29 protein-coding genes are annotated in these 26,665 nt (G+C 32.8%); 7 read left to right on the top strand and 22 right to left on the bottom strand.

Translation table 11 applies throughout. From position 1 onward, the window contains the following. Positions 1–3: 3 nt before the first annotated feature. The 13 genes from AC3WQX_RS00530 to AC3WQX_RS00470 form a co-directional block, all read right to left on the bottom strand. Positions 4–798, bottom strand: a complete 795-nt coding sequence (locus AC3WQX_RS00530; RefSeq protein WP_002452550.1) for an alpha/beta fold hydrolase — start codon at positions 796–798, stop codon at positions 4–6. A gap of 250 nt (positions 799–1,048) precedes the next feature. Next, complete coding sequence (locus AC3WQX_RS00525) at positions 1,049–1,765, bottom strand: cation diffusion facilitator family transporter (protein WP_002433107.1); 717 nt, start codon at positions 1,763–1,765, stop codon at positions 1,049–1,051. A gap of 285 nt (positions 1,766–2,050) precedes the next feature. Continuing rightward, positions 2,051–2,560 (bottom strand): SA0570 family protein, encoded by a 510-nt coding sequence (locus AC3WQX_RS00520; RefSeq protein ID WP_002433432.1) that lies wholly within the window; start codon positions 2,558–2,560, stop codon positions 2,051–2,053. Positions 2,561–2,764: 204 nt separating this feature from the next. Further along, a complete protein-coding gene (locus tag AC3WQX_RS00515) occupies positions 2,765–3,571 on the bottom strand; it encodes an alpha/beta fold hydrolase (protein ID WP_002433355.1) in 807 nt (268 codons plus the stop codon). Next, positions 3,549–4,277: an HAD family hydrolase gene (locus AC3WQX_RS00510; protein WP_002433179.1), complete on the bottom strand. Its 729-nt coding sequence runs from the start codon at positions 4,275–4,277 to the stop codon at positions 3,549–3,551. The genes AC3WQX_RS00515 and AC3WQX_RS00510 overlap by 23 nt, the downstream gene beginning before the upstream one ends. 53 nt (positions 4,278–4,330) lie before the next feature. Beyond that, complete coding sequence (locus AC3WQX_RS00505) at positions 4,331–5,281, bottom strand: FecCD family ABC transporter permease (RefSeq protein ID WP_002452545.1); 951 nt, start codon at positions 5,279–5,281, stop codon at positions 4,331–4,333. Positions 5,282–5,373: 92 nt separating this feature from the next. Next, positions 5,374–6,270 (bottom strand): ABC transporter substrate-binding protein, encoded by an 897-nt coding sequence (locus AC3WQX_RS00500; protein ID WP_023350728.1) that lies wholly within the window; start codon positions 6,268–6,270, stop codon positions 5,374–5,376. A 188-nt stretch (positions 6,271–6,458) separates the two neighbouring features. Next, a complete protein-coding gene (locus AC3WQX_RS00495; RefSeq protein WP_023350729.1) occupies positions 6,459–6,959 on the bottom strand; it encodes a DUF805 domain-containing protein in 501 nt (166 codons plus the stop codon). 196 nt (positions 6,960–7,155) lie between these two features. After that, positions 7,156–7,911: a MerR family transcriptional regulator gene (locus AC3WQX_RS00490; protein ID WP_023350730.1), complete on the bottom strand. Its 756-nt coding sequence runs from the start codon at positions 7,909–7,911 to the stop codon at positions 7,156–7,158. 54 nt (positions 7,912–7,965) lie between these two features. Then, positions 7,966–8,601 carry an endonuclease III domain-containing protein gene (locus tag AC3WQX_RS00485; RefSeq protein WP_492739683.1) on the bottom strand — a complete coding sequence of 212 codons (636 nt, stop codon included), beginning with the start codon at positions 8,599–8,601 and terminating at the stop codon, positions 7,966–7,968. A gap of 92 nt (positions 8,602–8,693) precedes the next feature. Then, a complete protein-coding gene (argS, locus tag AC3WQX_RS00480) occupies positions 8,694–10,355 on the bottom strand; it encodes an arginine--tRNA ligase (RefSeq protein ID WP_023350732.1) in 1,662 nt (553 codons plus the stop codon). Then, positions 10,352–10,768 (bottom strand): YwiB family protein, encoded by a 417-nt coding sequence (locus AC3WQX_RS00475; RefSeq protein WP_002433342.1) that lies wholly within the window; start codon positions 10,766–10,768, stop codon positions 10,352–10,354. Before AC3WQX_RS00475 ends, argS begins: the two co-directional genes overlap by 4 nt. A 397-nt stretch (positions 10,769–11,165) precedes the next feature. Then, positions 11,166–11,687, bottom strand: a complete 522-nt coding sequence (locus AC3WQX_RS00470) for a VOC family protein (protein ID WP_023350733.1) — start codon at positions 11,685–11,687, stop codon at positions 11,166–11,168. A gap of 217 nt (positions 11,688–11,904) precedes the next feature. On the opposite strand from AC3WQX_RS00470, the gene larA reads away from it, so the two are divergent. Genes larA through AC3WQX_RS00445 form a run of 5 tightly spaced genes read left to right on the top strand, consistent with a single transcriptional unit; the run spans position 11,905 to position 16,414 of the window. Beyond that, a complete protein-coding gene (gene larA / locus AC3WQX_RS00465; protein WP_023350734.1) occupies positions 11,905–13,173 on the top strand; it encodes a nickel-dependent lactate racemase in 1,269 nt (422 codons plus the stop codon). 18 nt (positions 13,174–13,191) lie between these two features. Next, the gene (gene larE / locus AC3WQX_RS00460; RefSeq protein WP_023350735.1) at positions 13,192–14,028 is read left to right on the top strand and encodes an ATP-dependent sacrificial sulfur transferase LarE; all 837 of its coding nucleotides are present in this window, start codon (positions 13,192–13,194) and stop codon (positions 14,026–14,028) included. 3 nt (positions 14,029–14,031) lie between these two features. Then, positions 14,032–14,790, top strand: a complete 759-nt coding sequence (gene larB, locus AC3WQX_RS00455) for a nickel pincer cofactor biosynthesis protein LarB (protein ID WP_023350736.1) — start codon at positions 14,032–14,034, stop codon at positions 14,788–14,790. A 14-nt stretch (positions 14,791–14,804) separates the two neighbouring features. After that, positions 14,805–15,992 (top strand): nickel pincer cofactor biosynthesis protein LarC, encoded by a 1,188-nt coding sequence (larC, locus tag AC3WQX_RS00450; protein ID WP_049326450.1) that lies wholly within the window; start codon positions 14,805–14,807, stop codon positions 15,990–15,992. 23 nt (positions 15,993–16,015) lie between these two features. Next, positions 16,016–16,414, top strand: a complete 399-nt coding sequence (locus AC3WQX_RS00445; RefSeq protein ID WP_023350738.1) for a nuclear transport factor 2 family protein — start codon at positions 16,016–16,018, stop codon at positions 16,412–16,414. A gap of 97 nt (positions 16,415–16,511) precedes the next feature. Here the strand turns inward: AC3WQX_RS00445 and AC3WQX_RS00440 are convergent, their stop codons facing one another. From AC3WQX_RS00440 to AC3WQX_RS00420, 5 genes are all read right to left on the bottom strand, one after another. Continuing rightward, on the bottom strand, positions 16,512–17,018 hold the full coding sequence (locus AC3WQX_RS00440; protein ID WP_023350739.1) for a YwhD family protein: 507 nt from the start codon (positions 17,016–17,018) through the stop codon (positions 16,512–16,514). 83 nt (positions 17,019–17,101) lie between these two features. Further along, the gene (locus AC3WQX_RS00435) at positions 17,102–18,400 is read right to left on the bottom strand and encodes an HD domain-containing protein (RefSeq protein ID WP_002452531.1); all 1,299 of its coding nucleotides are present in this window, start codon (positions 18,398–18,400) and stop codon (positions 17,102–17,104) included. A gap of 117 nt (positions 18,401–18,517) precedes the next feature. Next, complete coding sequence (locus tag AC3WQX_RS00430) at positions 18,518–18,994, bottom strand: GNAT family N-acetyltransferase (RefSeq protein WP_492739682.1); 477 nt, start codon at positions 18,992–18,994, stop codon at positions 18,518–18,520. A gap of 249 nt (positions 18,995–19,243) precedes the next feature. After that, on the bottom strand, positions 19,244–19,783 hold the full coding sequence (locus AC3WQX_RS00425) for a flavodoxin family protein (RefSeq protein WP_023350740.1): 540 nt from the start codon (positions 19,781–19,783) through the stop codon (positions 19,244–19,246). 164 nt (positions 19,784–19,947) lie between these two features. Further along, a complete protein-coding gene (locus AC3WQX_RS00420) occupies positions 19,948–20,886 on the bottom strand; it encodes an aldo/keto reductase (protein ID WP_023350741.1) in 939 nt (312 codons plus the stop codon). Between the two features lie 188 nt (positions 20,887–21,074). Here AC3WQX_RS00420 and hypR point away from each other — a divergent pair, with 188 nt between their 5' ends. Together hypR and merA are read left to right on the top strand one after the other, a co-directional pair. Further along, complete coding sequence (gene hypR / locus AC3WQX_RS00415) at positions 21,075–21,506, top strand: redox-sensitive transcriptional regulator HypR (protein WP_023350742.1); 432 nt, start codon at positions 21,075–21,077, stop codon at positions 21,504–21,506. Then, complete coding sequence (gene merA, locus AC3WQX_RS00410) at positions 21,503–22,834, top strand: hypothiocyanous acid reductase MerA (protein ID WP_023350743.1); 1,332 nt, start codon at positions 21,503–21,505, stop codon at positions 22,832–22,834. Before hypR ends, merA begins: the two co-directional genes overlap by 4 nt. A gap of 182 nt (positions 22,835–23,016) precedes the next feature. Here merA and AC3WQX_RS00405 read toward each other — a convergent pair whose 3' ends face one another. From AC3WQX_RS00405 to mvk, 4 genes are all read right to left on the bottom strand, one after another. After that, positions 23,017–23,358 carry a YuzB family protein gene (locus AC3WQX_RS00405; RefSeq protein ID WP_002433135.1) on the bottom strand — a complete coding sequence of 114 codons (342 nt, stop codon included), beginning with the start codon at positions 23,356–23,358 and terminating at the stop codon, positions 23,017–23,019. Between the two features lie 156 nt (positions 23,359–23,514). Continuing rightward, positions 23,515–24,591: a phosphomevalonate kinase gene (locus tag AC3WQX_RS00400; protein WP_002433171.1), complete on the bottom strand. Its 1,077-nt coding sequence runs from the start codon at positions 24,589–24,591 to the stop codon at positions 23,515–23,517. 12 nt (positions 24,592–24,603) lie between these two features. After that, positions 24,604–25,587 (bottom strand): diphosphomevalonate decarboxylase, encoded by a 984-nt coding sequence (mvaD, locus tag AC3WQX_RS00395; RefSeq protein WP_023350744.1) that lies wholly within the window; start codon positions 25,585–25,587, stop codon positions 24,604–24,606. A gap of 4 nt (positions 25,588–25,591) precedes the next feature. Continuing rightward, the gene (gene mvk / locus AC3WQX_RS00390) at positions 25,592–26,512 is read right to left on the bottom strand and encodes a mevalonate kinase (RefSeq protein ID WP_002452522.1); all 921 of its coding nucleotides are present in this window, start codon (positions 26,510–26,512) and stop codon (positions 25,592–25,594) included. Positions 26,513–26,665: the final 153 nt, after the last annotated feature.

The raw sequence follows: 26,665 nt of genomic DNA, 5'->3' as shown, positions 1-26,665 counted from the left end.
AAGTTATGCATTTTCCTCTAACTTAATAAAATCTAAGTAAATATCTAAAAACTTATCTGGTTCTTCTATATGTGGTGCATGTCCTGATTCATCAAAGATGTACTTTTTAATATTTTCAAAGTAACTATCAATACGAAAATGTGTTTTATCCATGATTAATGGATCATGTTTACCATTAACTAAAAGTGTTGGCACAGTTACTTTATGATGAACGTCCTTAATCATATCAACATGATTTAATAATGCCCTAACAGCAATTGCGCTATCTTCAGGTGTCGGTCTACTATATAACTTCTGACGTTGATACCACTTCATCGTATTGTCTTGTTGTTTAAATAATTTAGGAAATAGAATAATCATTGCCTCTGCTTTATTAAAACCAGCAATTTCTTCTTGATTATCAACCATGAGTTTTGTGAATCCGTGAGTGATATCTTCCCTCTTCGCAGAGATTATTGTTAGTGAAATTGTTCTGTACTGATATGTTTCAGTGAACTCTCTTCCTATTATGCCCCCCATGTCATGTCCTAGAATATGTGCTGAACTCACATTTAATGCATCCATTAAATGACTTAAGTCCTCAACATGATCTTTTAAATCATAAGATTCTGATCGTGAGGATTTACCATGTCCTCTCACATCATAAGTTATCACTCTATGTGTTTGCTTGAGTTCATTTTTCAAATCCTGAAAGCCAGCTGAGTTACCGTCTAATCCATGAATTAAAATAATGGGGATGCCTTCTCCTTCATCACTATAAGCAAGTTCAATTTGATTGCAAGTTTGAATTTTATTCATACTGGCACCTCCCTTTAATATTTGTTATACCCAATTCGAATCATCGTTACGCCTTTAATTCAATGAACGAAGAATTAAATTATGATTCAATTAAATTAATTATTTAAAACAGAACCACTTCTTATTCTTCAGTTTTTTAACGTGCATTCAACTTATTCTGACGAATTTTTATGACATAAAAAAAGCCTTACATATAGTTAACTTAAACAACTAGATATAAGACTTCATCGAATTTAAGATTAAGGAAAATCTACGATCTCGTTCTCGCTGATAGTTTAATTGTATAAAAAATAATGAGTACCACTAATAATATCCAAATTGCTAACGAGAAAAATTGTGCAATTTCAGGATTTGTAATCATTGCATCTATTGTCTTCTGACAGAATAATAAACCAATTCCTGAAAATTCTAAGCGCTTAAAGAATATACCAATTAGACCCAAAATGATTCCAACAAAGAATACAAATTGATGTCCATAAATATTGATTGGTATAATCGCCCAATTAAAATGAAAACCTTGCATAATGACAAGAATTAAAGCGATGATAGCAATCACAATGCCTACCCACATCTCATATTTATTACTATATAGATAATTTTTCCTAGCTATCCTAGTATAGAGAATAATCGTGATAGGGAAAATCACAATACAATAAAATAAACTTATTCCAGTAATCGCTTGGAACTGTACATACTGTTTATCATATAAATAAGAAATAAGTATAAAATTAATGATAAAAAAGATGACGGGATTGAGTTGTAAAGCAAATAGATTACGTTGAATCGTTAATATAATTTGTGCTGGGGATTTACCTCTATATTCAATATAATCTTGATCTTTTTCTTCTGATTTTTTGATATCTGATCTGAATTTTTCTTTAATATCATCTATTAGATTTGGTGACATGCCTTTATGGCTAAAATAATCATTAATGTTTTCGAGCAATACTTTATCATTAGTACGCATGCATGATTAACTCCTTCTACATACAATCTTGATGCTAATACGAATTAAGCAATAAATTAAACTATTAATTTTCAGTTTAAAATTTTACCATACTCTACGCAATATTTCTCAAACCCCATATTAAACTTTAACTATCTTTAAATCAATGGACATAGTAAAAGGAGCAAAAGTGAAACGTCAATTTTAAAAATTTCATTTCATCTTTCTGCTCCCTATTCATATCTAATATAAAGTTATTCATACTTTAGAAATTAATTTCAAAAATTTTATATCGCCATTATTCTCTTATTTAGATAAATCAATGCGATAAAGTTTTACATTTTTATCTTTAGGTGAATTTGAACTAAATTGATAACTAGCTTTACCATTTTGGATGTAACCAAAGTTACCAGTTACTCTATTATAATGTACGCGACTTACCGCTTTGTTACCAAATTCATTTTTTACAGATTTATAAGATGGACCGTTAGCTTGATTGTAAGTCATAGACACACGAGTTACATGACCTCTATCTTTTTTACCATCTGCAGTTACAAGTAAGACACCTTTATGTGTTCTAAACTCATAATAATGTTCTGTTCCTTGTTGATTATATGAATAAATTGGATGACTATATTTATTTAATACGCTTTTAATTGAATCGCCGATTTTAACATTTTCTAATGATTGATCACCTTGAGTAATTTGTTGAACTGTTTGCATTGAGTTTCCAGATGCTGCTTCAGCGTGATGACCAGCGCTTACTCCTGTTAAAACTAATCCAGAAACAAGTAATGATGTCATTAGCTTTTTCATAAGCACTCTCTCCTTTATTTCAATATCTCTATTTTGTGCTTAACTTGATTATACTACATATATTACTAAAATAACAATAATATTACAAAAACATTACAAATAAATATTTTTACGCTTACTTTATTTCTATAAAATGAAAAAATTGAACTAATGTTAGTTATATTTACCAACTTTTAGTTCAATTTAATCGTCTTTATGTGATTTTTATTCTTTTTTATGGGAAAAATGATCTTTAATAAATGGAGTAATTTCAGTGATGAATTGTTCTTGTTCTTCAACAAATGGATATAAACTTGATTGAGCGTACACATTGAACTGACTGTGTTCAATTAAATCAGCGACTTCTTTCGCTTCTAAAGTTGTTGTTCTTTCCCCATATTCTCCTGCAATAATTAACGTAGGAGCATGGACTTGTTTAAATACCTCTGAGATTTCTACAGTTTTAAATACATCTTCAACAGCTTGCGTTTCTTCTTTCGTAGATACTGAATTAGTATCTTCAACATGCTTTAAGAATTTATTCATTTTACGCGGTTTATAATATTTACGTTTATTTAAAAACTTGTCTTGCTTTTCATCATCCCAGTTTCTAATCGTGTGCGCATACTTTCTGAATAATCGTTCTTCGGGTAGCTCTCCTTCAATAGATGTCGGATTAACTAATATTATTGAAGATACATAGTCTTCATATCTCACAGAGATATCTGAAGCTACTATTGCTCCCATTTCGTGACCAACAAACGCTGCATGGTCAATATAAATATAATCTAAGAGTGCTATCACATCATCAGCAAATTCATGAAACTCAATATTTCTTGGCTTATCAGAATAACCATGACCTCTTAAATCAATAAGCACAACTTGAAAAGATTTCGCTAACGCCTTAGCCACATCATTAAATACTGAATAATTATCATAAGCTGTATGAATCAGTACAACAGGAAAGCCTTCACCCATTGTATTATAATGAATTGTCGTTCCATCTTTACTAGTAAATAAATCCATTGCCATTGCGTTCTTCTCCTTCTGGTTCAAAATTTTCAGGTAGAATAGTTAACAATTCTTCTATCGTAGTAATTGTAAAATCTACTTCTTCTTCAAGTGGTTCTAATTCCGCATCCTCTTGTTTATACCATACACTTACCATACCCATTGCTCGAGCGGGCGCAACATCGTTAAGTGCGTCGTCTCCAACATACATAATTTCACTGGGTTCTACATCGAGTTGTTCTATCATATCCTCAAATATTTTTGGATGAGGTTTGCGATATCCAACAGTTTCTGAGGTCGTTAGGTAATTAATAACATGCATAATACCTAGAGAATGTAATCTAAATTGCTTAATTTTGGATTTCCCGTTAGCGATAACGCCAATCTTATAATCATGGCTCGATAACTTTTCCAAGGTATATAACGTATCATAATAAGGAAAGACATAACGGTAAAAATGCATCTCAAAGTCATGAAACAAATCTTTCCAAGTTAATCGATCAATATGAAATTGTTTAATAATTTGTTTATACAATTCAGGTTTATCATTATCTTCATCATCATCAAGCTCGATAAATTTATTCTTAAAATCGGCTAATTGAACATGAACGAAATAATCATGAAAACGTTCAAATTGCTCTTCAATAAATTTCTCACGTGATTTAACTCTATCTAACAAAGTTCCTTCTAAATCAAAGACTATTGCTTTAATATGACTCAAATCCATTTTAAGTTACCTCTTAACTTTTTAATAGTTTCTATTTTAGCAAATGAATTCACTTATCGTAATACCTTAGTTTGTGTAAAAAGAATATAAAATAAAACTGGAACGCCTAATAATGCCATAATAATACTTGCAGGTATTTGAACTGGTTGTATCATCGTTCCGCCTATAAAATCTGCCACGACCATCACTGTGCTACCGACAATAAGATTAAGTACCATCTGCGTTCCTAGCTCATATTGCCAATAAAAACGTCTTAGTAATTGAGGTACGATCATACCTATAAAGCCTATAATCCCTACATATGCAACTACTACTGCAGTTATCATAGATGACACTGCCAACACAATGAACATAACATTTTGAACATTAAGACCTAAAGATTGGCTTTTTAACTCACCGACTTGCAGTAGTTTAATGCCATTTTTCATTGAAAATAAAATGACCATAGCAACTATCATTGTTAAAGCAATGATAATGACATCGTGGTACTCTGCCGAAGCAAAGCCACCGAACAAGTAATTAGCTATTGAATTCATTTTCCGTGGATTAATTAAAACTAACATATACAGAAGTGCATTGAATAAGGCACCAATCATTAAACCTAATATGATGAGCACACGTATAGGATAACCACGTGACAATATCACTGTTAGGCCAAGTACGAGTACAAGTGTAATCAAACTGAATGCTATAGAGAAAAAAGGCACCCATAGAAAACTTAACCCGAGAAATAGTGCCAGTCCGGAGCCTAAAGAAGCACCACTTGCTAAGCCTAGTGTAAAACTATCAGCTAATGGATTATTCAAAATGGTTTGAAACATATGCCCAGCTATAGTGAGTGTCGCACCAGTAAGCATAGCTTCAAGAACTCTAGGAAGTCTTACCTTTAATAAAATAGTTTGATTAAATGCATCATTAAGGCTTCCTAAGTCCCACCATAAACTGACTAAAACACTAATTAATAGAATGATTAACCATATGACTATACTTCGAATTCTTTTCATCATAATCTCTTTTCTCATTTTTCTTTATACATATAGTAACAAAATCATATTAAAAAAGTCAGTGTCTGAAAGACCACTGACTTTTTGAGCTATTATTTTTTATAAATGACATCCCTTAATTCTTTTAGGCCTTCATCAATTCGAGGACCTGGTCGAGAAATCTCGTCTCCATTAACTGATTCAATTCGTGTATTTTTAACAGCATTAATCTTATCGAAGCCACCACGTTTTTTAATCATTTTAATATAATCAGATTTTGATTTACCTTCAGTAGAAATTAATATATCTGGATTATGCTTAATGATGCTCTCTTTACTGACTGATTTCCAACCATTTATATCTGAGAAGCTATTCTTCGCGTCTAGTTGATTTAACATATCATCGAAGAATGTGCCTTTACCTGCTGTATAAATATCTGGTTTAGATGAAACTTCCATAAATATACTTTGCTTTTTATGATGTTTAGGAACAGAATTAACTACTTTATCAACGTTCTTTTTCGTTTCATCTACTAAATCTTGAGCTTGATGCTCACGTCCTGTAATTTTACCGATAGTTTTAAAGGTGTCATATGTTTCATTAATTGATTGGGCGTCTTTAACATAAAAAACTTTAACCCCATCTTTTTTAAGTGAGTTTAATACTTTTCCTGAAGAACTTTTTTGGGACTCATGTGCTAAAATCAGATCTGGTTTAGCTTTGAGTAATTTTTCTTTATTCAAATTCATCGCATCAAATTGTTTTTTACCTTTTTTAACATCTTTAGGGTAATCATCAACCGTTGATACACCAACAATGTTATTCCCTAAACCAAGTCGATATAAGATTTCAGTATTACTTGGCATTAGAGAAACAATTCTATGGTATTTTACTTTATTATTCCCTTTTTTCGATGTTGAATTGCTATCTGATGATTGATTTGAGCCTTGACTACATGCTGCTAATGATAAAGCAAGCACGAGAATAACCATCCATAGTCTATTTCTCATTTATTGAGCATTCCCTTCTTATTCAGTAATATACATTCTTCGCTTCGTTATAATCATATCAAAATCGACAAAAATTTCATTAGAATTTTGAAATTTTAAATGATTATTTTTATTTGAATAATGTTTTAATTAAACATTTTCAAAAAAATAGTATCTTCGCCTTTTTAACGAAGATACTCAATTTCATATTATTCATAAATAGGTTTAGGATTCGGTCCATATTTATTGGAACCATCTTCACTATCAGCTACACAATATGCTAAAGCTACAAGTGCAGCGATGATAGAGATGATATAGTAAGTGATAAATAAACCACTTAAAATCATCACAAATACGTGATTATGATCTAGATGTGTATGGTTTATAACAGGTTCTATCACATTTTTTAAATAAGGTAGTAAGGTCAAAATTAAATAAAACACTGGGAATTTCTTAGTCATTCCGATATCATGAAATCTTCTTACAGATAATGAAAATGTTCCAATACATAGAATGAGTGAAATGACTTGATAAATAATTGATGAAATAATATGACCGTGAACCATAGAATTTTCTATAAATTTTGTGCCATTTAAGACTATAACTTCAATAATAGCATTGATTAAAAAGGGCCACCAAAAATCGCGTCTTCTACTGCGACCTTTTAGTTTAAAGAAATTCAGCCAGAATAACTTATAGGCTTCAATCATCGTACCACCTCTAAAATATTTATAACTTTAGTTACTACAAAAATCATTATATAATTAATTAATCAAAATTAAAAATCAATATAAATTATAATATCTCCTATTCTATAGTTTTTAACTATAAAAAACGCCCTACTTTCTAAGTGGGCGTTTATCGTTACTCAGTAATAATTAAGATTAATATTTTTGAAAGGAACAATTAGTACGTTATATATTCATTTATGGCATTTGCAATATATCGATTTAATCCTTCATTACGGTTTTTATTAATATTTTTAGCAAATCGTTCATCATCAACATATGTTGTTGCAATATAGGACATAAATTGTTTATCGCAGTTAGGAACTTGTAGCTTCAATATGTCTTCTAGTTTTTTTATTCTAGTGCTTGCCTCCTTAATCGAGACATCTTTAGAAAATAAATCACTCATCTCATCGAAAAATGTATTTAATTCAACATTAATATTTTTATAGTTCTCTTTTTTCTCAGAATCATTCATATCTTGTTGCTGTTCCTCATAAGATTGATAGTACTTAGTATCACCATACTTCAAAGCCGCTTCATTTTCATATTGTTGATATAAATCAAATTCTTTCATATTCGTCACCTCAATTTCTTCATTGCTCTCTTGTTTAAAATAGTAGTCAAGATGTTCAATGATTACATTCAACTTATCTCTTTTCTTAATTACATCATCGTAATTCTTACGCAACACTTCGTTTTTAGTATTTATATCACTTTTAAAATAATCATTAATTTCTTTTAATGTTAAATCAAGCTCCCTTAAAAATAAGATATATTGCAGTTTAGAAATATCTTCTACACTATAAAGACGATAACCATTGTCTTCAATATGATGAGGGATTAATAATTCTATATCGTGATAATAATGAAGTGTACGTAAACTCACTCCTGTAATGTCACAAAGATCTTTAGGACTAAAATACGCTTTCATATCTTCACCTCCTAAGCTGAAGTATGAGGTATGACGTTACGTAAAGGTCAATGTTTAATTTTCAAAAAATGAATCTAAAAATGTATAACGATGTTCTCCTTTACCGTTAAAATAATTTTTACCAAAATTATCGAGTAAAGCATGGAATTCATTCGCATCTTGGTTAGTGAAATTAGAAGGTAATTGAATGGTCTTCTTAAACTTATCGTAGGTTTCAGTCTGAGAATAGCCTAACTTAGCATATATACGGCGAGTATAACTGTCTGGAATAAATTCTATCCCTTTAAAAATATATACAATTAAAACATCTGCCGTTTCACCTCCAATACCACGAATATTTAATAATTCCTTTTTTAAATTCTCACCATAGTATTGTGCGATATCTTTGTAATTAAAGTCATGTTGATTTAACCAATTCATTAAAGCGTGAATCGCTTTACCTTTATTTTTATAGAAACCGCTCAAACGAATCGTTTGTTGCAAATCTTCGAGTGACATATTTAATATCTTTTTACCATTGAATTGCGTCTCTTCTTTGAGACGTGTTAATGCCATATCTGCATTTTTCCAATTAGTATTTTGAACAAGTATAGCCCCTAGCATCATCTCAATAGGACTTTGAGCTGGCCACCAATGTTGTGCACCCATATTTTTATATAGAATTCGATACAGTTCCATTGTAGATAGCATGTTTACACTCCAATTCTTTATAAAATTAATACCCTCACAAATATAGATTTATGAGGGCATAAGACTGTTTATTTAATTAAATATGTTTTGAATTACATAGACTCAGGTGCTGTAACGCCAACAAGTGTTAAAGCATTGTGTAATGTAATTCTTACTGCTTCAATCATAGCTACTAATGCTTTAGTCTTTTCAATATCATCAGTTAAAACTTTCTCGGCGTTATAGAATTTATGGAAAGCTGCAGCTAAATCTTGAATATAATTTGTTAAACGATGAGGCGCACGATGTTCTGCTGCGCTCTCAATTGTTGTTTCGAATTCAGCAACTTTCTTTAATAAGTCTATTGCTTTTTCATTAGTAATTGTATCGAAATTAGCATTTGTTGTGATATCAACACCTTGCTCTTTCGCTTGTCTTAGTATTGAACAAATACGTGCGTGAGCATACTGAGCATAATAAATTGGGTTATCTTGTGATTGCTCCTTGGCAAGTTCAAGATCAAAATCAAAATGAGAGTCAGGACTACGCATTGTTAAGAAGTAACGCGCTGCATCAATGCCTACTTCATCCATAATTTCACGTAAAGTAATCGCATTGCCTGTACGTTTACTCATTTTCACTTCTTCACCATTTTGCATTAAACGCACCATTTGCATAATTTGAATTTCAAGACGATCACTATCTACACCAAATGTTTCAAGACTTGCTTTAAGACGATTTATATAACCGTGATGGTCAGCACCCATTAAATCAATTAAGATATCATTTCCACGATTAATTTTGTTGTAATGGTATGCTGTATCAGGTGTAAAGTAAGTGTAGTTACCATCCTTTTTAATTAATACACGGTCTTTATCATCTTTGAAATCACTTGTACGTAACCATGTTGCACCATCAGCTTCATATGTGTAACCTAATTCTTTCATTTTAGCTAATGTGTTATCGATTGCACCATTTTCATATAAAGACGTTTCACTGAACCAGTTATCAAAATGTACATTAAAATCAGCTAAGTCTCTCTTTAACTTATCCATTTCATAATCTACACCTAATTGTCTAAATGTTTTTAGGCGTTCTTCATCTGAATAATCCTTGATTTCTGGATGCTTATTAGCCAAATCTTTACCAATTTCAATAATGTCTTTACCATTATATCCATCTTCTGGCATTTCATGGCTTGTATCACCTAGAGCTTCAAAATAACGTGTCTCTATTGAACGAGCTAAATTAGTAATTTGATTCCCTGCATCGTTAATATAGTATTCACGAGTGACATTGTACCCTGCGGCGATTAGAATATTGGCTAATGAATCACCTACAGCAGCATTTCTAGCATGACCAATGTGTAAATCACCAGTTGGATTTGCAGACACATATTCTAATAAAATGTTTGTATTTTTAGGTTGATCTGCATAGCCAAATTGATCGCCTTTATTAATCGCTTCTGGAATAATTTGAGTAAGATATTGATTATCTAAGTAAAAGTTAATAAAACCTGGGCCTGCAATATCAATTTCTTTAACGTGTGCTTTACTTGTATCAAGATTATCTACAATCGCTTGTGCTATTTCACGTGGATTACGTTTAGCAATTTTAGTTAATACCATCGCAATATTAGATGAGTAATCACCATTTTTAGTATCTTTAGGTATTTCAATTTTTATTTCGGGAATATCTTCAGCTAATCCCGCTTTTTTGATACTAGCTTCAATTTCTTCAATTAATGTCTGTTTCACTTGATCGATAATATTCATTCGCTTATCTCCTTATAATTTAGTTCGTATTGATAAGAACCCATCTTTTCTTCATTTTGATATAGTTCATAGTGAATTTTCAATTTCCCACCATTTGGCGTTACAAAGTGTAAAATACTCAGTGTTTTCACTGTTAAAGGTATCCGTCCTGCGGGTATATCATATAAAGTTGTCGTTTCTTCCCCTTCAACGAAATGTAGATTCATATTGATATCGCCTTTACGAATCAACTTAACTCCGCTATCTTCAATTTTTATTGTAACATTGACTTTTGCTTCTTCAATTTCTTCTGTATACCGGATAAATTCTGCTCGTCGTTTCTGCCAAGCACCTTTTGTAGTAAACTCAAATTTTTGTTTTTCATCATTCTGTTTCAAAACCTGTTTAGTTTGAATATTTATGTTTTTATCCAATTTACTACTCACCTTAATCTTTACAATAATACATGTAATTATAGCATAAAAACACTATCGCTTGTAGTACGCTCCTACTTTCTACGTATCGACTTATTTTGTCTAAAAATTAAAAAATCGTCTCCATATCTTATCGATATGAACACGATTTTACATAGGTTATCATTAGAATTACTTGTTGAATTCAACATCAACGATATCCATGATATATTTATCTCGAATAGAACAATACTTTTTGAAATATACGATGCCGAATACAATTGCTGCAATGATGAATACATATTTTTTCATCTAACTACCTCATATTTCATAATTTTTGATGTACATCATCCTTTATTATATCATCTTCTTTTAAAATTGGTCACAACTATTGAATAAATATATAGTTTCTCATATTTTACTCACCAGGAATAAATACATTTGCTTCACTATCATTTGGATAATAATAACCATTCGGAATGGATTGTAACTCAATTAAAGCGTTAAACGGTGCCTTAACATAAACACTCTTACTTCCTTCAGAATCCTCGTAAGTTGAATTACCATGTGTTTCAGATAATGGTTCTGCACCAGCACGTTTAACATTTTCTAATACGTCCTCAATATGATCGACCATTAATGAAATATGATTAAAGCCTAAATCTTCTAGTTTGAGTGGTTCTTTTTGATTACTACTTTCTATTTCAAACATTTCTATATTAGCTCCCTCACCAATCACTATCATTCTTTGACGAACGATTTTTGCTCCTTTTGAAAGACCTAACATGCGTTCAACTTCTTCTCCTTCACGAGGTTGGTCATTATATGTAAGAGCATCATACGCTATTTTAGCGTCAAACGCCTCTTTTAAGAACGTTGTTGCCTCCTCAATATCTAATACTGTTAAACCAATATGATTAATTCCCTTAATATGATTCATTGAACTTCTCCCTTTCATTATTTTAAAGATGTTTACCCTAAATTTTAGATTTAAATATTTCACATCACTAATTTTGAATAAAGCTATTTATTTTCATAAATTAAAATATTCTAAAAATTGTGCTACAATTTACATATAATAATTGCATTGCAACACTTTATTAAGAGTATACATTTAATAGTAATTTATAATATTTAAATAAACGGAGGGAATGTTAGTGAAGACAGATGTGCTCTACGGCAAGTCTGAAATTAGTGTCAATGTACCTGATGATAGCACTATTATAGAACCTCAAAATATTGACGCTATTGAAGATTATAAAACAGCCATTAAAGACGTTTTAAGACATCCAACCAACTCAAAACCTCTTAAAGAAATGGTTAAAAGTGATGACATCGTATCTATAGTAATTAGTGATATCACTCGCCCAACACCAAACCATATTCTTGTACCTTTACTAATTGAGGAATTGAACCATGTGCCACGTGAAAATTTCGTAATTATTAATGGTACAGGAACACATCGTGACCAAACGCGCGACGAGCTTATTCAAATGTTAGGTGAAGATATTGTGGATACAGTTAAAATTGTCCATAACCACTGTACTGAAGCAGATAGTCTTATCAAAGTTGGGGAGAGTAAATATGGTTGTGATGCATATCTCAATAAAGACTATGTTGAGTCAGATTTCAAAATCGTCACTGGTTTCATTGAACCTCATTTCTTTGCAGGATTTTCAGGCGGTCCAAAAGGTATTATGCCAGGTATCGCTGGATTAGAAACTATTCAAACTTTCCATAATGCAAAGATGATTGGCGACCCTCGTTCTACATGGGGAAATTTAGAAGATAACCCTGTTCAGGATATGGCTAGAGAAGTGAACCGTATGTGTAAGCCAGACTTCATGTTAAATGTGGCTTTAAACAAAAGTAAGGAAATTACGGCTGCATTCGCTGGAGAAGTTTTTGAAGCACATAAAGAAGGATGTGCTTATGTTAAAGAACACGCGATGTTTAAATGCCATCAACGTTTTGATGTCGTCATCGCTTCTAATTCAGGTTATCCTTTAGATCAAAACTTGTATCAGACTGTTAAAGGTATGAGTGCTGCTAGTAAAATCGTCAAAGAAGACGGAAATATTATTATGGTCTCCGAATGTGCAGATGGCTTTCCAGATCATGGTAAATTTGCTGAAATCTTTAAAATGGCTGACACCCCTCAGGGAATTCTAGAGCTTATCCATGATCCTAATTTTAAAGAGATGGATCAATGGCAAGTTCAAAAACAAGCGAGCATTCAGACCTTTGCCAATGTTTATGTCTACTCAGAATTAACAGATCAACAATTGAAAGATTCAATGTTGAATCCAACTTCAAATATTGAACAAACGCTTCATGAGTTAGAAGAACAATATGGACGTAAATTATCAATTGGTGTCATGCCACAAGGACCACTAACCATTCCATATGTTGAAAATGAAGAATAATTTGGGAGGATGATGAGAATGACTGAATTATTAAATAAAGAAATGAAATTAAATCACTTACTTAAAGAAATGCAAAGTGTTGTCATTGCATATTCAGGTGGTGTAGATAGCAGTTTAGTACTTAAAAAAGCGATTGATGTTTTAGGTGTTAAAAATGTTAAACCTGTGGTTGTAAAATCAGAACTTTTCAGAAACGAAGAATTTAACCAAGCGATTGAATTAGGTCGAAGCCTAGGTGTAGAAGTATTAGAGACTGAAATGGCTGAACTTGAGGACGATAATATCGTTAAGAATACACCCGAAAGCTGGTATTTCAGTAAACGACTTCTTTATGGAAAACTTAATGAAATCAAAGAGGAATTCAACTTTAATTATATCTTAGATGGCATGATTATGGACGATCTCAAGGATTTCCGTCCAGGCTTAAAAGCTAGAGATGAATTTGGAGTACGTAGTGTACTTCAAGAAGCACATCTCTATAAATCAGAAATTAGAGAATTAAGTAAACAACATGATTTACCTGTATGGAATAAACCGGCTCTATGTAGTTTAGCTTCACGAATCCCTTATGGTGAAACGTTAAGCTTTGCTAAAGTAAACAAAGTCAACGAAGCAGAGAAATACATTCTACAATTAGGAATCAATCATGTCCGTGTACGCTATCACCATAATATCGCTCGTATCGAAGTGGTTGAAGATGATTTAGCTACTGTAATAAAAAATAGAGACAATATCACTTTACGCTTAAAAGAACTTGGTTTCGACTATGTCACTGTAGATTTAGAAGGATACAGAACAGGCAGTATGAACGAAGTCATTGATACAAAAGCAACTAATTTAGTACAAGGAAGTTAACACATGAGTAAAGATCCAAACTTTATAGATGACTTACTTGAAGGTGTAAAATCAAATCAAATTTCTATAGATGAAGCTAAAGCCCAACTCAGTCACTATGACGAATTGGGCTTTGCTAAAATTGATTTACATCGAGCAAAGCGACAAGGCTTTCCCGAAGTCATCTTCGGTGAAGGTAAAACTAAAGAACAAATTAAACAAATTATTGAAAGCCTTACTCAACACGACAATGTGATTTTAGTGACACGTATTGATGAAACAAAGGCGAAGTTTGTACTCGAACATCACCCCTATCTCCAGTATCACTCAGTAGCTAATATTGTGAGTACGCCGATAGAAGAAATTAAAAAATCACAAAATTATATTTCTATCCTTTGTGCTGGAACCTCGGACTTAGCAGTAGCCGAAGAAGCTGCTTTAACTGCGGAAGTAATGGGAATTCAAGTTAAACGCTTCTATGACGTTGGTGTGTCTGGCATTCATCGACTATTTAATCACATCCATGAGATACGCCAAGGTAAGGTATCCGTGGTCATTGCTGGAATGGAAGGTGCCTTGGCTAGTGTTGTAGGAGGACTTGTCGATCATCCCATCTATGCCGTCCCTACCAGCGTTGGCTATGGTGCAAATTTAGACGGCGTCACTACACTACTTTCCATGATTAACGCATGTGCACCTGGTACCAGTGTACTCAATATTGATAATGGCTTTGGTGGAGGATATAACGCTGGAATGATAGTGAAGATGATAGAAAATAACTAGAATGGAGCATCAATATGGCAAATGCAATTTACTTAGATTGTCATGCAGGCATAGCCGGTGACATGCTATTGTCAGCTTTAGTCGATTTAGGGGCTGACCCACATAAAATTGAAAGCGAACTTAAAACGTTACCATTAGATAATTTTGAACTTCATTTTCAGAAGAAGGTAAAACAAGGCATACATGCAATGACCTTAAACATTGATTTCGATGAACCACACCATCACCGTCACGCGTCAGATATCTTTAAAATGATTGATGACAGCGCACTTTCACCACGTGTTAAAGCTCGAAGTAAAAGTATATTTGAAGTGATTGGTCACGCAGAAGCTAAAATTCATGGTATGTCATTTAAAAACGTCCACTTTCATGAAGTGGGGGCAATGGACTCTATTATCGATATTATTGGTGGATGTATTGCTTTAGAATTATTAAATATTGACGAATTATATTGCTCGCCTATTCCTACAGGTAATGGCAAAATCAATATCGCCCATGGTATCTACCCCGTACCAGCACCTGCCACTGCTGAGATACTTAAAGACGTTCCATTAGCTAAATTTGATGTTCAAAGTGAGTTAACGACGCCAACTGGTGCGGCCTTTGCGAAAAGTTTAGTATCATCATTTGGCCCATTCCCATCTGCTACGATGAAAGAAATTGGGTATGGCGCAGGGAGTAAAGACTTTGACTTCCCTAATGTGTTAAGAGTTATTCAATTTGAAACTCAATCAAAAAAGCAAGATGATGTCCATGTTATCGAATGCCAAATTGATGATATGTCACCTGAATCATTAGGACACTTCATGGATATAGCACTCGAACATGGTGCACTAGATATTTACTACACTCCAATATTTATGAAAAAAGGACGTCCAAGTACACAATTAACCTTAATCTGTAAAACTGAGAACGCAGCTAAATTTGAAACTTTAATCTTACAAGAAACATCTTCTCTCGGAGTTCGTAGTTACGCAGTTCGTAGAAATATACTAGATCGAGAATTTAGAGACATTGATACCGACTACGGGAATATTTCTGTGAAATTCGCTTTGCAAGAGGGTAAAATTTTAAAAATGAAACCCGAATATGAAGATGTAAAACAAGTTGCTAAAAGATTTGAAAGACCATTTCATGTCATTCATAATGAAATTATAGAAGCTTTGTATCACACATATCAAATTGGTGAAGAATTAAAATAATTACTTTATAGAGGAGATAAGTGATGAATAGAGATGATTTAAAATATACAATAGAAAAGCTTTATACTGATATTTTAATCAATCTTGATGTTAATAAAATTGATACGTACTTTGCCCCTTCTTATGTTCAAACCACAGATCATCAAACGTCTGATATTAATGAGTTCACAGATCATCTTAAGAAACTGAAAGAAGTTGTGGCTCGTCTTTCTATTGAAGAATTTAAAACCATGCTCATAGATGAGTCTCAAAACACGATTTTTTTACGCTATGATGTTCATGTAGAAAAGAAAAATGGAGATAAAGGTAAAGTAGAAGTTTATGCAGAATTTGTCTTTAATGAAGATGGTAAAGTCATCACATGCAAAGAATTAACATTGCCTTATAATGAAGAACTTAACGGAATTGGCAGTGTGAAATAATACTATAAGAGCCTTTAAATGAATTTAGCAAACATTCATTTAAAGGCTTAGATTTTATTCGGATATATTTATTACAAAATGAATATATTTTTAATAGTTATTCAAATGCTTGATATAATTCGTCGCTAGAATTATTCCACATGTCTTCGTTATGATCTTTTAAGAATTTTTTTAAGATTTTCTTATTTTCATCACCAATTTGATCGATAATAAATTGATGTTTCATAGATTTATCCATCATATTTACATGTTCAGGCATACTCTTATAGCCACGACGGATACTTCTATTCACTAATAAGTAACAAGCTGTGACACCTGCATAGTACGGTCCTTGTTCACTACGTTCTGTAGTCACCCAACACAACCAATATTCTTTAGCTTCGTCGCCTTCAACTTGCTCTTTATCATTAATCCATTTAACACCTTTTTCAACTTTTGCACGTGCATGCATCCCGCCAATATCAATAAAAGCTTCTTTATTTTCAACATCTATAAAAACAGGTGCAATATTATCTAAACTAATTGACCCGATATTCGTTCCTTTATGTCCATCTAATGGGTCATTTTTTATAATATTAAAATTAAAACCTTTTTTCTCAGCCAAGTTAGATACCTCCCATTCTGAAAATCATTGATTCAATGATGATATTTTCAATCTTATCTAATAGGTACAATGAGTGTAAAGCTCTAATTAAGTTCATTCAATAAATTAATAATAGCACCTTTAATTTCAAGATTATCTATATTTAGAATCAGTTCCTTAGGATAATATAATTTATGGTCTTCACGATTAATACCAGTAATACTATTAATTACCATAGATTGATGACTTATTTCTGTAATAGAACCATTACTTCTTAACAAATGGATCGGTTTACGATTAGATCCAGGGCGATCGTAATCATAAGGTAAATCTGAGAAAGCTTCACTTACAAAGTAATAGTCAGGGTTGATACCACCTGCTTCAAATAATTCTTGTAATTCTGAAATAGTAATTATTGAACCATCAAACGGGATATATTTGAATAAATCTCTATTTATAAAACGACGTGACAAGTCACTGAGTATAGGATCATCTTCATTAATCCATTTTTTCAAGTAATATAGTACAACCGCTTCATCTAACTCAACATACTGTTCAATTGTCATTGTCCCTTCGAAGAATGGTACAAAGTCATGGGGATACATTCTAAATTCATAGCCTTCACTATAAAGTTGCTTCGCGCGTTGTAAACAATTATTTAGTAAAACTTCTCCCCCACGACTTACAGGGTGAAAATAGATTTGCCAATACATTTGGTAACGACTCATAATAAAATTCTCAACCGCGTGCATACCGCTCTCTTTAATCAATACTTCATCTTTTGAAGGACGCATTAATCTTAAAATACGTTCCATATCAAACGAACCATAAGTCACACCTGTGAAATACGCATCACGTTGCAAGTAGTCCATACGATCAGCATCAATTTGAGAAGATATCATTGATATAATTAGTTTATTATCATGTGTTTTATTAATAACATCTGCAACTTCTTGTGGGAATGTTTCAGAAACGCGACTAAGCACTTCATTGACTTCCGTGTCTTCAGTGATTATAGCTTGAGTAAATGCTTCATGATCAGTATTAAATATCTTTTCAAAACTATGAGAGAAAGGGCCATGGCCTAAATCATGTAGCAACGCTGCGCACAGTGCAAGTGGACGGTCTGTATTATCCCAGGCCTCTCTACCTATAAAAGACTCGTCAATCATTCGACGAACGATTTCATATACACCTAATGAATGCCCAAAGCGACTATGTTCTGCAGTATGAAACGATAAATATAAGGTACCAAGTTGTTTGATACGTCTTAAACGTTGAAATTCTTTAGTTTTAATTAAATCCCAAATCAACTGATCTTTAACATGTATGTATCGATGAATAGGATCTTTAAATACCTTTTCTTCAGTTAGTTTACTTGTTGCATATGATGATAGTGCCATACTTCCCCTCCTTAGGAACACTAGAATGACGTTCATAGTGCTTTTTTGTTTGAGTATTACCCCGGAAATAATTTAACTCCATTAATAAACTAGTTTTGATGCATATCGTTTATGATATTAAAAGGTCTTTTTCATTAGAGCTAAGTCCATCGTCTCTCCATACATTTCAGGTTGATAAGAACGAACGATTTCAAAGCCATTTTCCTTATAATAATCAATACTATGGTTATTCTTATTATCTACTTCTAAATAAACGGTATCATATCTATCTTTAAATTGATTTAAACCTTCTTTAAGTAAACTTGTACCATAACCTTTATGTTGAGATTGTGGTCTCACATAATGTGCAGCGAGATATAATTCCTCGCCATAAATGAAATTTGCAAAACCTATAATCTCATCATCTTCTTCCGCCACTAAAAAGAGTTGTTCTTTTAATCTCTTCTTCAAATGAGTTTCATTATAAGAAGCAGCCAACAATTCATTGACTGTAGAAGCTGCATAAATATTTAAATATGTATTATACCAAGCTTTAGTAGCAACATCTCTAATAGCTACTACATCATTCTCAGTTGCTTGTCTCACTCTATACATGTTACTTTCTCCCCTAACTATTACAAGCTATTAATAAAGGCATTATATCACATTTATGTTAACTTAATTCAATTTAAACATTTAAAAACCCTATATAAAAATTATTTTGAAACTATTAAAATCCAAACTGGAAAATTAATAAAATTTCGATAAATAGAATTAAACGAAACTACTAACTCACAAAAAATAAAAAACAACGAAAGATAACATTAAAATTTAAAATGTTTCTTCCGTTGAATTGTCATAATCTTATTTACCTAGTTCTTCATTCCATTCTCGTGCACGATCTAAAGCATATATATCTTTTTTAATATCTCCAGGCTTTTCAGCAGTTCCAATAATATAACCTTTCAACTCTCCGCCTAAAAACTCTACACTATATTTCATCTGAGTAATACATGGTTTAGCTTTGACTTTAGGACAATCGCCACCTACTAAAATTAATCGAAAATCCTTTTTAGCCATCTTAGATTTGAAATCATGATAATCCTTGTCTTCCATAGTCTCAGACCAATGATCTATAAATGCCTTCAAAGAAGCCGAAATACTATACCAATATACTGGCGACGCAAATATCACTGTATCACTCTCTAATACTAAATCAATAAGTTGTTTATAATCGTCTTCATACGATTCAATATAGTAATCTTCATGTCTCACATCACGAACAGGATTAAATTGATATTGAGTGACATCCACCCAAGTGTAATCTAAACCGTCTAAAGCATATCGGGTTAATTCTGCCGTATTCCCTTCAGGACGGCTCCCACCAAACAACACCGTAATCATTATTCATTTCCTCCAACTTTATACTGTGCATTTTTATGTATAGATATTATTTAACATACCCAAAATTTCTCAAATCATTTTGTCTAAACTTTAAAATTTATAACTACATTAAAAAAGCGATACTCAACGTCATATGTTGGTATCGCTCTTAAATTTCCCTAATATTACTTTTCAATCGGGAATAATTGATCAATTTTATCAATTTCATCTTGAGTTAATTCAATATTTGCAGCATCAATATTTTCTACAACTTGTTCAGCGCGTTTAGCACCTGGAATTACAACGTCTAATGATGGACGTGTTAAGTAGAATGCTAGTACGACATTCGCAATTGACGTGTTGTGCGCTTCCGCTATATCCGTTAATTCCTTAACACGACGTACATTATCATTGAACACTTCAGGTTGGAAATCACGACGTGTTGCACGATGATCGTCAAATGTTTGGTCTTCATCATATTTACCTGCTAATATTCCAGAAGCTAATGGGAAGTATGGTACAAATGTAATATTATTTTCCGCTGCATATGCCATTACTTCTTCATTTTCGCGATGTAATAAATTATATTCTAATTGTACGACATCGACATATCCATCTTTATTTGCTTCTTTCAATTGTTCTAATGAGAAGTTAGACACACCTATTGCTTTTATTTTACCTTCATCTTTTAATTCTTTTAACGCTGCAACAGCTTTATCTTTTGGCGTCTCTTCATCAGGAAAATGAATATAATATAAATCAATATAATCTACTTGGAGACGTTTTAAACTATTCTCAACTTGTTGCTTTAGATATTCTGGGTTATTATTTTGTACTACTTCATCATTATCTTTAATAACATGTGACCCTTTAGTTGCGATTTGTACTTGTTCACGTGGATATTCTTGTACAACTTGTCCAACGAGTTCTTCAGAACGTTCAGGTCCATAAATATAAGCTGTATCTAATAAAGTGATACCATTATCAATTGCTTTACGTACAACGTCTTTACCTTGTTCTTCATCCAAATTCGGATATAAATTATGTCCACCTACTGCATTAGTTCCAAGTGCAATTGGGAAGACTTTAACATCTGATTTACCTAATTGTACTTTATTAGCCATTGAAGTCATCTCCTTCATTACTATTACTGTTTTTTTATTTCATTTTCAAAAATGAACTTACAAATTATATTTACCCTACTTATAGTATATAAAATCACGAAAAATTTGTGACGAAGTCATAAAGATTGACTATTGATACTTATTGCAGTTAAATGTAACTAAAGAAGTTACATTTAAGGTGGGTAGATATGAATTTAGAATTCAACATTGCGGTACATGTGTTAAGCTTTCTTACTAAGCACAAAAACGAAAAATTTAATAGTAAGGAATTGGCGGAATTAACTTGTCTTAATCCCGTTCAGTTAAGACGTGTCGTGGCTAACTTAAGCGACCAGCAACTTATCACTACAGTACGTGGTAAAGATGGCGGATACAAAGCTAATCAATATACGTCTACAGTGAATTTAGCTGAGTTATATCAACAATTCATTCTCGCTAAAGATAATAATCAACGCGTTTACACTGGAGACCGCAACAGTCACTGTGACATTTCTAAACATATTGCACAGATAATGGCTCGATATCGTGATGAAGAAATTCAACTCATTTTAAATTTCTATCGTAACAAAACAATTCAAGATGTCTTAAAGGACATTTTGCAGGAGGTAAACCAAATATGACATCTTATGACCTTATCATCATTGGATTTGGTAAAGCAGGTAAAACTTTAGCATCTTTCGCAGCCGGACAAGGACAGCACGTCGCACTTATAGAACAATCATCTAAAATGTATGGCGGTACATGTATAAATATTGGATGTATTCCTTCTAAAACATTAGTGCATGACGGTATCGAAGGAGCATCGTTCGATGAAGCATTTTCAAGAAAAAATGAAGTAGTGAATGCATTAAATAAAAAGAATTATAACAATTTAGCATCAAAAGACAATATAGATATATTAGATTATAAAGCGTCTTTTGTTTCTAATAATGAAATTGCGTTATTGGATCATGCAGGTAATGTAAAAGATAAAATCACAGGGAACAAAATCATCATTAATACTGGAGCTCAAGCAAATATACCAAAAATTGAGGGTATAAAAACTACTAAAAATATATATGATTCAACTGGATTATTAAATATTAATTTCCAACCTAAAGACTTAGTCATTGTGGGTGGTGGATATATTGCACTCGAATTTGCTTCAATGTTTAGTAATTTAGGAACACAAGTGACTATATTAGAACATGGTGATGTGATAATGCCTCGTGAGGACCGAGAGGTGGCTGACCTAGCACTTCAAGATTTGCAAGACAAAGGGATTTCAGTTCATACAAACGTTGAAACAACTGCATTTTCTAATGAAGGCGACTCAACAATCGTTCATACCAATCATGGTAAATTTAAAGCTGATGCAGTGTTACTAGCAACTGGACGTAAACCTAACACCGATGGATTAGGTCTAGAGAATACTGACGTAAAAATGGGTCAACGTGGTGAAGTACAGGTAAATTCCCAACTTCAAACTTCAGTTAAACATATCTATGCAGCTGGGGATGTTAAAAGTGGCTTACAATTCACTTACATTTCTCTTGATGACTTTAGAATTCTTCGTTCCCAACTCTTTGGAGATGGATCGCGAACAACTGAGAATAGAGGCAACATTCCTTATACAGTATTTATCGATCCACCTCTATCAAGAGTTGGTCTCACTGCTGCTGAAGCAGAAGCACAAGGTTTTAATTTCCTGGAAAATAAAATCTACGTAAATACAATACCTCGACATAAAATTAATAACGATTCAAGAGGTATTTTCAAAGTTGTACTAAATAAAGATAATGGCGAAATATTAGGTGCAAGTTTATATGGAAAAGAATCAGAAGAATTGATTAATCTCATCAAATTAGCGATAGATCAGCACATCCCATACAAAGTACTAAGTGAAAATATCTATACACACCCAACTATGGCCGAATCATTCAACGATTTGTTTTTAGAACCACTTTGATTTTAATCATTAGTGGTTCTTATGCAGTAGATCCTTATCTACTGTATTCCTTTTTACACTTTGATTTTTAATCATTAGTGGTTCTTATGCAGTAAATCCCTATCTACTGTATTAAAACTCTCACTTTGGATTTTATCAAAAAAAGGAACTGCGCTACGTCAGTTCCTTTTTTTAGTATTTATCTATTTAGCCGCTTTACGTTTTTCTAGTTTCTCTTTAAGTTTGCGGTCTTGCTCTTCTTTACGGCGTTTGCGTTCTTCATTACGTTTTCTTAAACGCTCTTCTTCCTCAGGATCACGTGGTTTCTTCAATTGTTTAATGACCTTCTCCATTAACTCTTCTTCAGTTAAAGCAGCAAGTGGGCGATTATTAACGAATGCAAAGGTCTTACGTCTTCCCGGACCACAGTATGACTGACAGCCAATCTCAATTTCCGCTTCAGGATCTAATTTTTCTAATTTCTTTTTCAACGTTTTAATATTAACTGCCTGACATTCATCGCAAATCAGAAATTTATTCTGCATCTTGCTACCCACCTTTCTATTATTAAATCAGCTCATATCATAATCATTTCTCTATATAACTCTAATTATTTTACTCTTTTTGCTATAAATTTCAAGTTGATTTAATCGATAATATACACCATATAAAAAAACAACCTTTAATAAAGGCTGTTTTTATTACTGTCCATGATAAATCCTAAATTTTAATGGTTTAATCCCTTGCGCTATCCATTCATCATAAATTAACTGTTTATCAATAATAGTGTTAATAATTGTAATACCACAATCACCGCCACCAGCGCCAGATGTTTTAGATGCGCCACCGTGTTTCTCACCAATGTCACATAATTTCTTAAGTTTATCTGTTTCTATATCAACTGTTGCTTCAACATCCATTGATTGAATAACACGACGATTTTGTCGTATCATCTTTTGAACGCCTTTGATATTATTAGTCTTAAACGCTTGAATTAAACTTTCTACACAATCATGTGATCGATCTAAAAATTCACCGTAGAAACTTGGGTCAGATTTTAGACGTTTTACTTCACTAACCAAATGTGGTGATGATGCAGGAGAACCTGTCCATCCAATTAAAACTTCCATATTTTCTGGTGCCTGTAATGGTTCAATATGAAGTCCTGGCCAGTTTTTTTCTAATACGTCATTTACAGATGTTTCTTCCATCTGTTGCTTAACCCAATCATGATCGAATGTACTATAAGCAAGCCAACCGCTGTATACACTCACTGCTATATCTCCACAAGAACTCAAACTTTGTAATTTCATATTAGCTATAACTGCTAATTTATAGATATACAAATTCGAAAGTTGCATGTCATAAAACTCATTCAATACTTTAACAACTGAAACTAAAACAGCAGCACTTGATCCTAAGCCATACTTCTGGCCAGAATCATCAGCTAAATTACTATCAATCGTTAAGTGGAAATGTTTAAGTTTGATATTGCAACTGCGTGCATATTGTTCAAATACCTCGATAGCAGTAACTACATACTTCAATTGCTTAGCAGCTTGCACATCAGATATTTCAATTTTATCTTCATTACGATCAAATTTTACAGGTTCGTAATGTAATGTTTTGGAATGAATACTTCCCTCAACTTCATTAGAGGCTTCTATTGTTGCTGTAACAAATCTGTCTACTGCAATAAGGACAGATTTATAGCCTGGTTCTGTTACAGCATATTCACCTGCGACATAAAGTTTTCCGGGTGCTTTGACCTGTATCATTCTATCTCTTCCTTACTTAATAATTTCAACGCCAGTACTAATAATATCACTTACAATAATTTGCGATTCATCAAATTCTTTTAAAAATTGTTCAACGACAGCTTGTTTATTTTTCTTTTCAACTAACACTTTAACATTTGGTCCTGCGTCCATGGTGAAATAACAAGGCAAGCCAGCTTCACGACACTGATGGACGACAGCCATCGCATCGTAACTTTCTTGAACCAAATATGTAAATGGCGGTTGTGCACCTAAATTTGTAGCATGCATTCTTAAACCATTTGCTTCTATAACTTCACCTAAATGTTTGAAATCTTTATTTTTTATTGCTTCTTTTGTCTCAGCTAAATCTTGATCAACATGGTCAAGCCAATATTGATAGAAACGAGATGTTTCTCTTGTTAAAGACATCCCTGAACGACTTGAGACTTTTTTCGATTGGTTATTGATTACTACAAAAATCATAGAAAGATCTTTTTCCCAATCATTAGCATCAATAGCATGAGCATAAGAAGTCGCATCATCCTGACCTTTTTCCCATTCAGCAAAGCCTCCGTAGATACTTCTTGAAGCTGAACCAGAACCTCGACGTGCTAATCTAGATAAATCCTTGCTTGATAAACCTAATTGAAGTGCTTCATTACAAGCAGCTGCTAATGCAGCGTATGCACTAGCCGATGAAGCTAATCCAGCCGCTGTAGGAACAAAATTATTGCTTTCAATTTTAGCATGTAAATCTGTGGCAGCAACATCTCTCACGATATCCATATATTTTTGGATTTTAGTTGTTTCTTTAGCATCAACTTCTTCCCCGTTTAGAATAAGTTGGTCTTCAGTTAGTGACGCGTCAAACGTTACTTGTGTTTCAGTATAAAAACGTTCTAGCGTGACAGATAAACTATTATTCATCGGAATAATATATGATTCATCAGCTTTACCCCAGTATTTGATTAACGCAATATTTGTGTGCGCACGTGCTTTGCCACTTTTCACCAATGGTTTACCCTCCTAAATGTTCAATCCACGTATGTGCTGCGCCTGCTTTTTCAACAGCTGCTACGATCTTTTTGGCAGTTTGTAAATCTTGCGCAAGAAGAAGCATGCTACCGCCACGTCCTCCTCCAGTAAGCTTACCAGCGATAGCACCATGTTCTTCACCTATTTTTAATAGTCTTTCTATTTTATCATGGCTAACGGTTAAGTGTCTTAAGTCTTTTTGGCATTGATTAAATATATCTGCAAGATGATTAAAGTCATGTTTTTCAATAGATTCACTTGCTTCATGAACAAGAGATCCAATATGTTCAATATGGCTCAAGTATTCAGGGTCTTCACACAATCTATGAACATCTTCTACTGCCTGTTTAGTCGATCCTTTGACTCCAGTGTCTATAACTATCATATAACCATCAAGTTGAAGTGATTTAAGGTTTTCAACGTGCCCTTGTTTAAACCATACAGGTTTATTAGATACTATAGTTTGTGTATCAATCCCACTTGGCTTACCATGTGCAATACGTTCTGCCCAATTTGCTTCCTTGATTAATGTTTCATCATCTAAAGGTTCTCCCATGAAGTCATAACTAGCTCTAACAAATGCAACAGCTACGGCTGCACTTGAACCTAGTCCTCTTGAAGGAGGTAAGTTCGTTTGGATTTTTACAGAAAGTGGTTCTTTTACACCACTTCTTTCTATAAAACGATTAATGATAGACTTTAGATGTTCAGGCGCATCATATAACATGCCATCATATACATCACTTGTAATAGAAGAATAGTTACCTTCCTCCATACTTTCAATTAATATTTTTATTTTACTAGCATTAAATGGGATGGCGATTGCTGGCTGACCAAATGTTACTGCGTGTTCACCTATTAGAATAATCTTTCCGGTAGACTCCCCGTATCCTTGTCTCGTCATGTTTTCTCACCTTTTTATATACCTTATATATACTTTAATTCATTGACACTATCTGATAATTAATTTGAAAAATAATTTTTATTACGTATAAATACGTCTATATTTAGACATCATTGAAATTACTATTTTAGCGAATTTTACAATTGTGTTGCC

Source organism: Staphylococcus sp. FW104-15G4D (assembly GCF_058790135.1).
The sequence above is the reverse complement of the archived record's forward strand: the minus strand, read 5'-3'. Positions and strand labels throughout refer to the sequence as shown.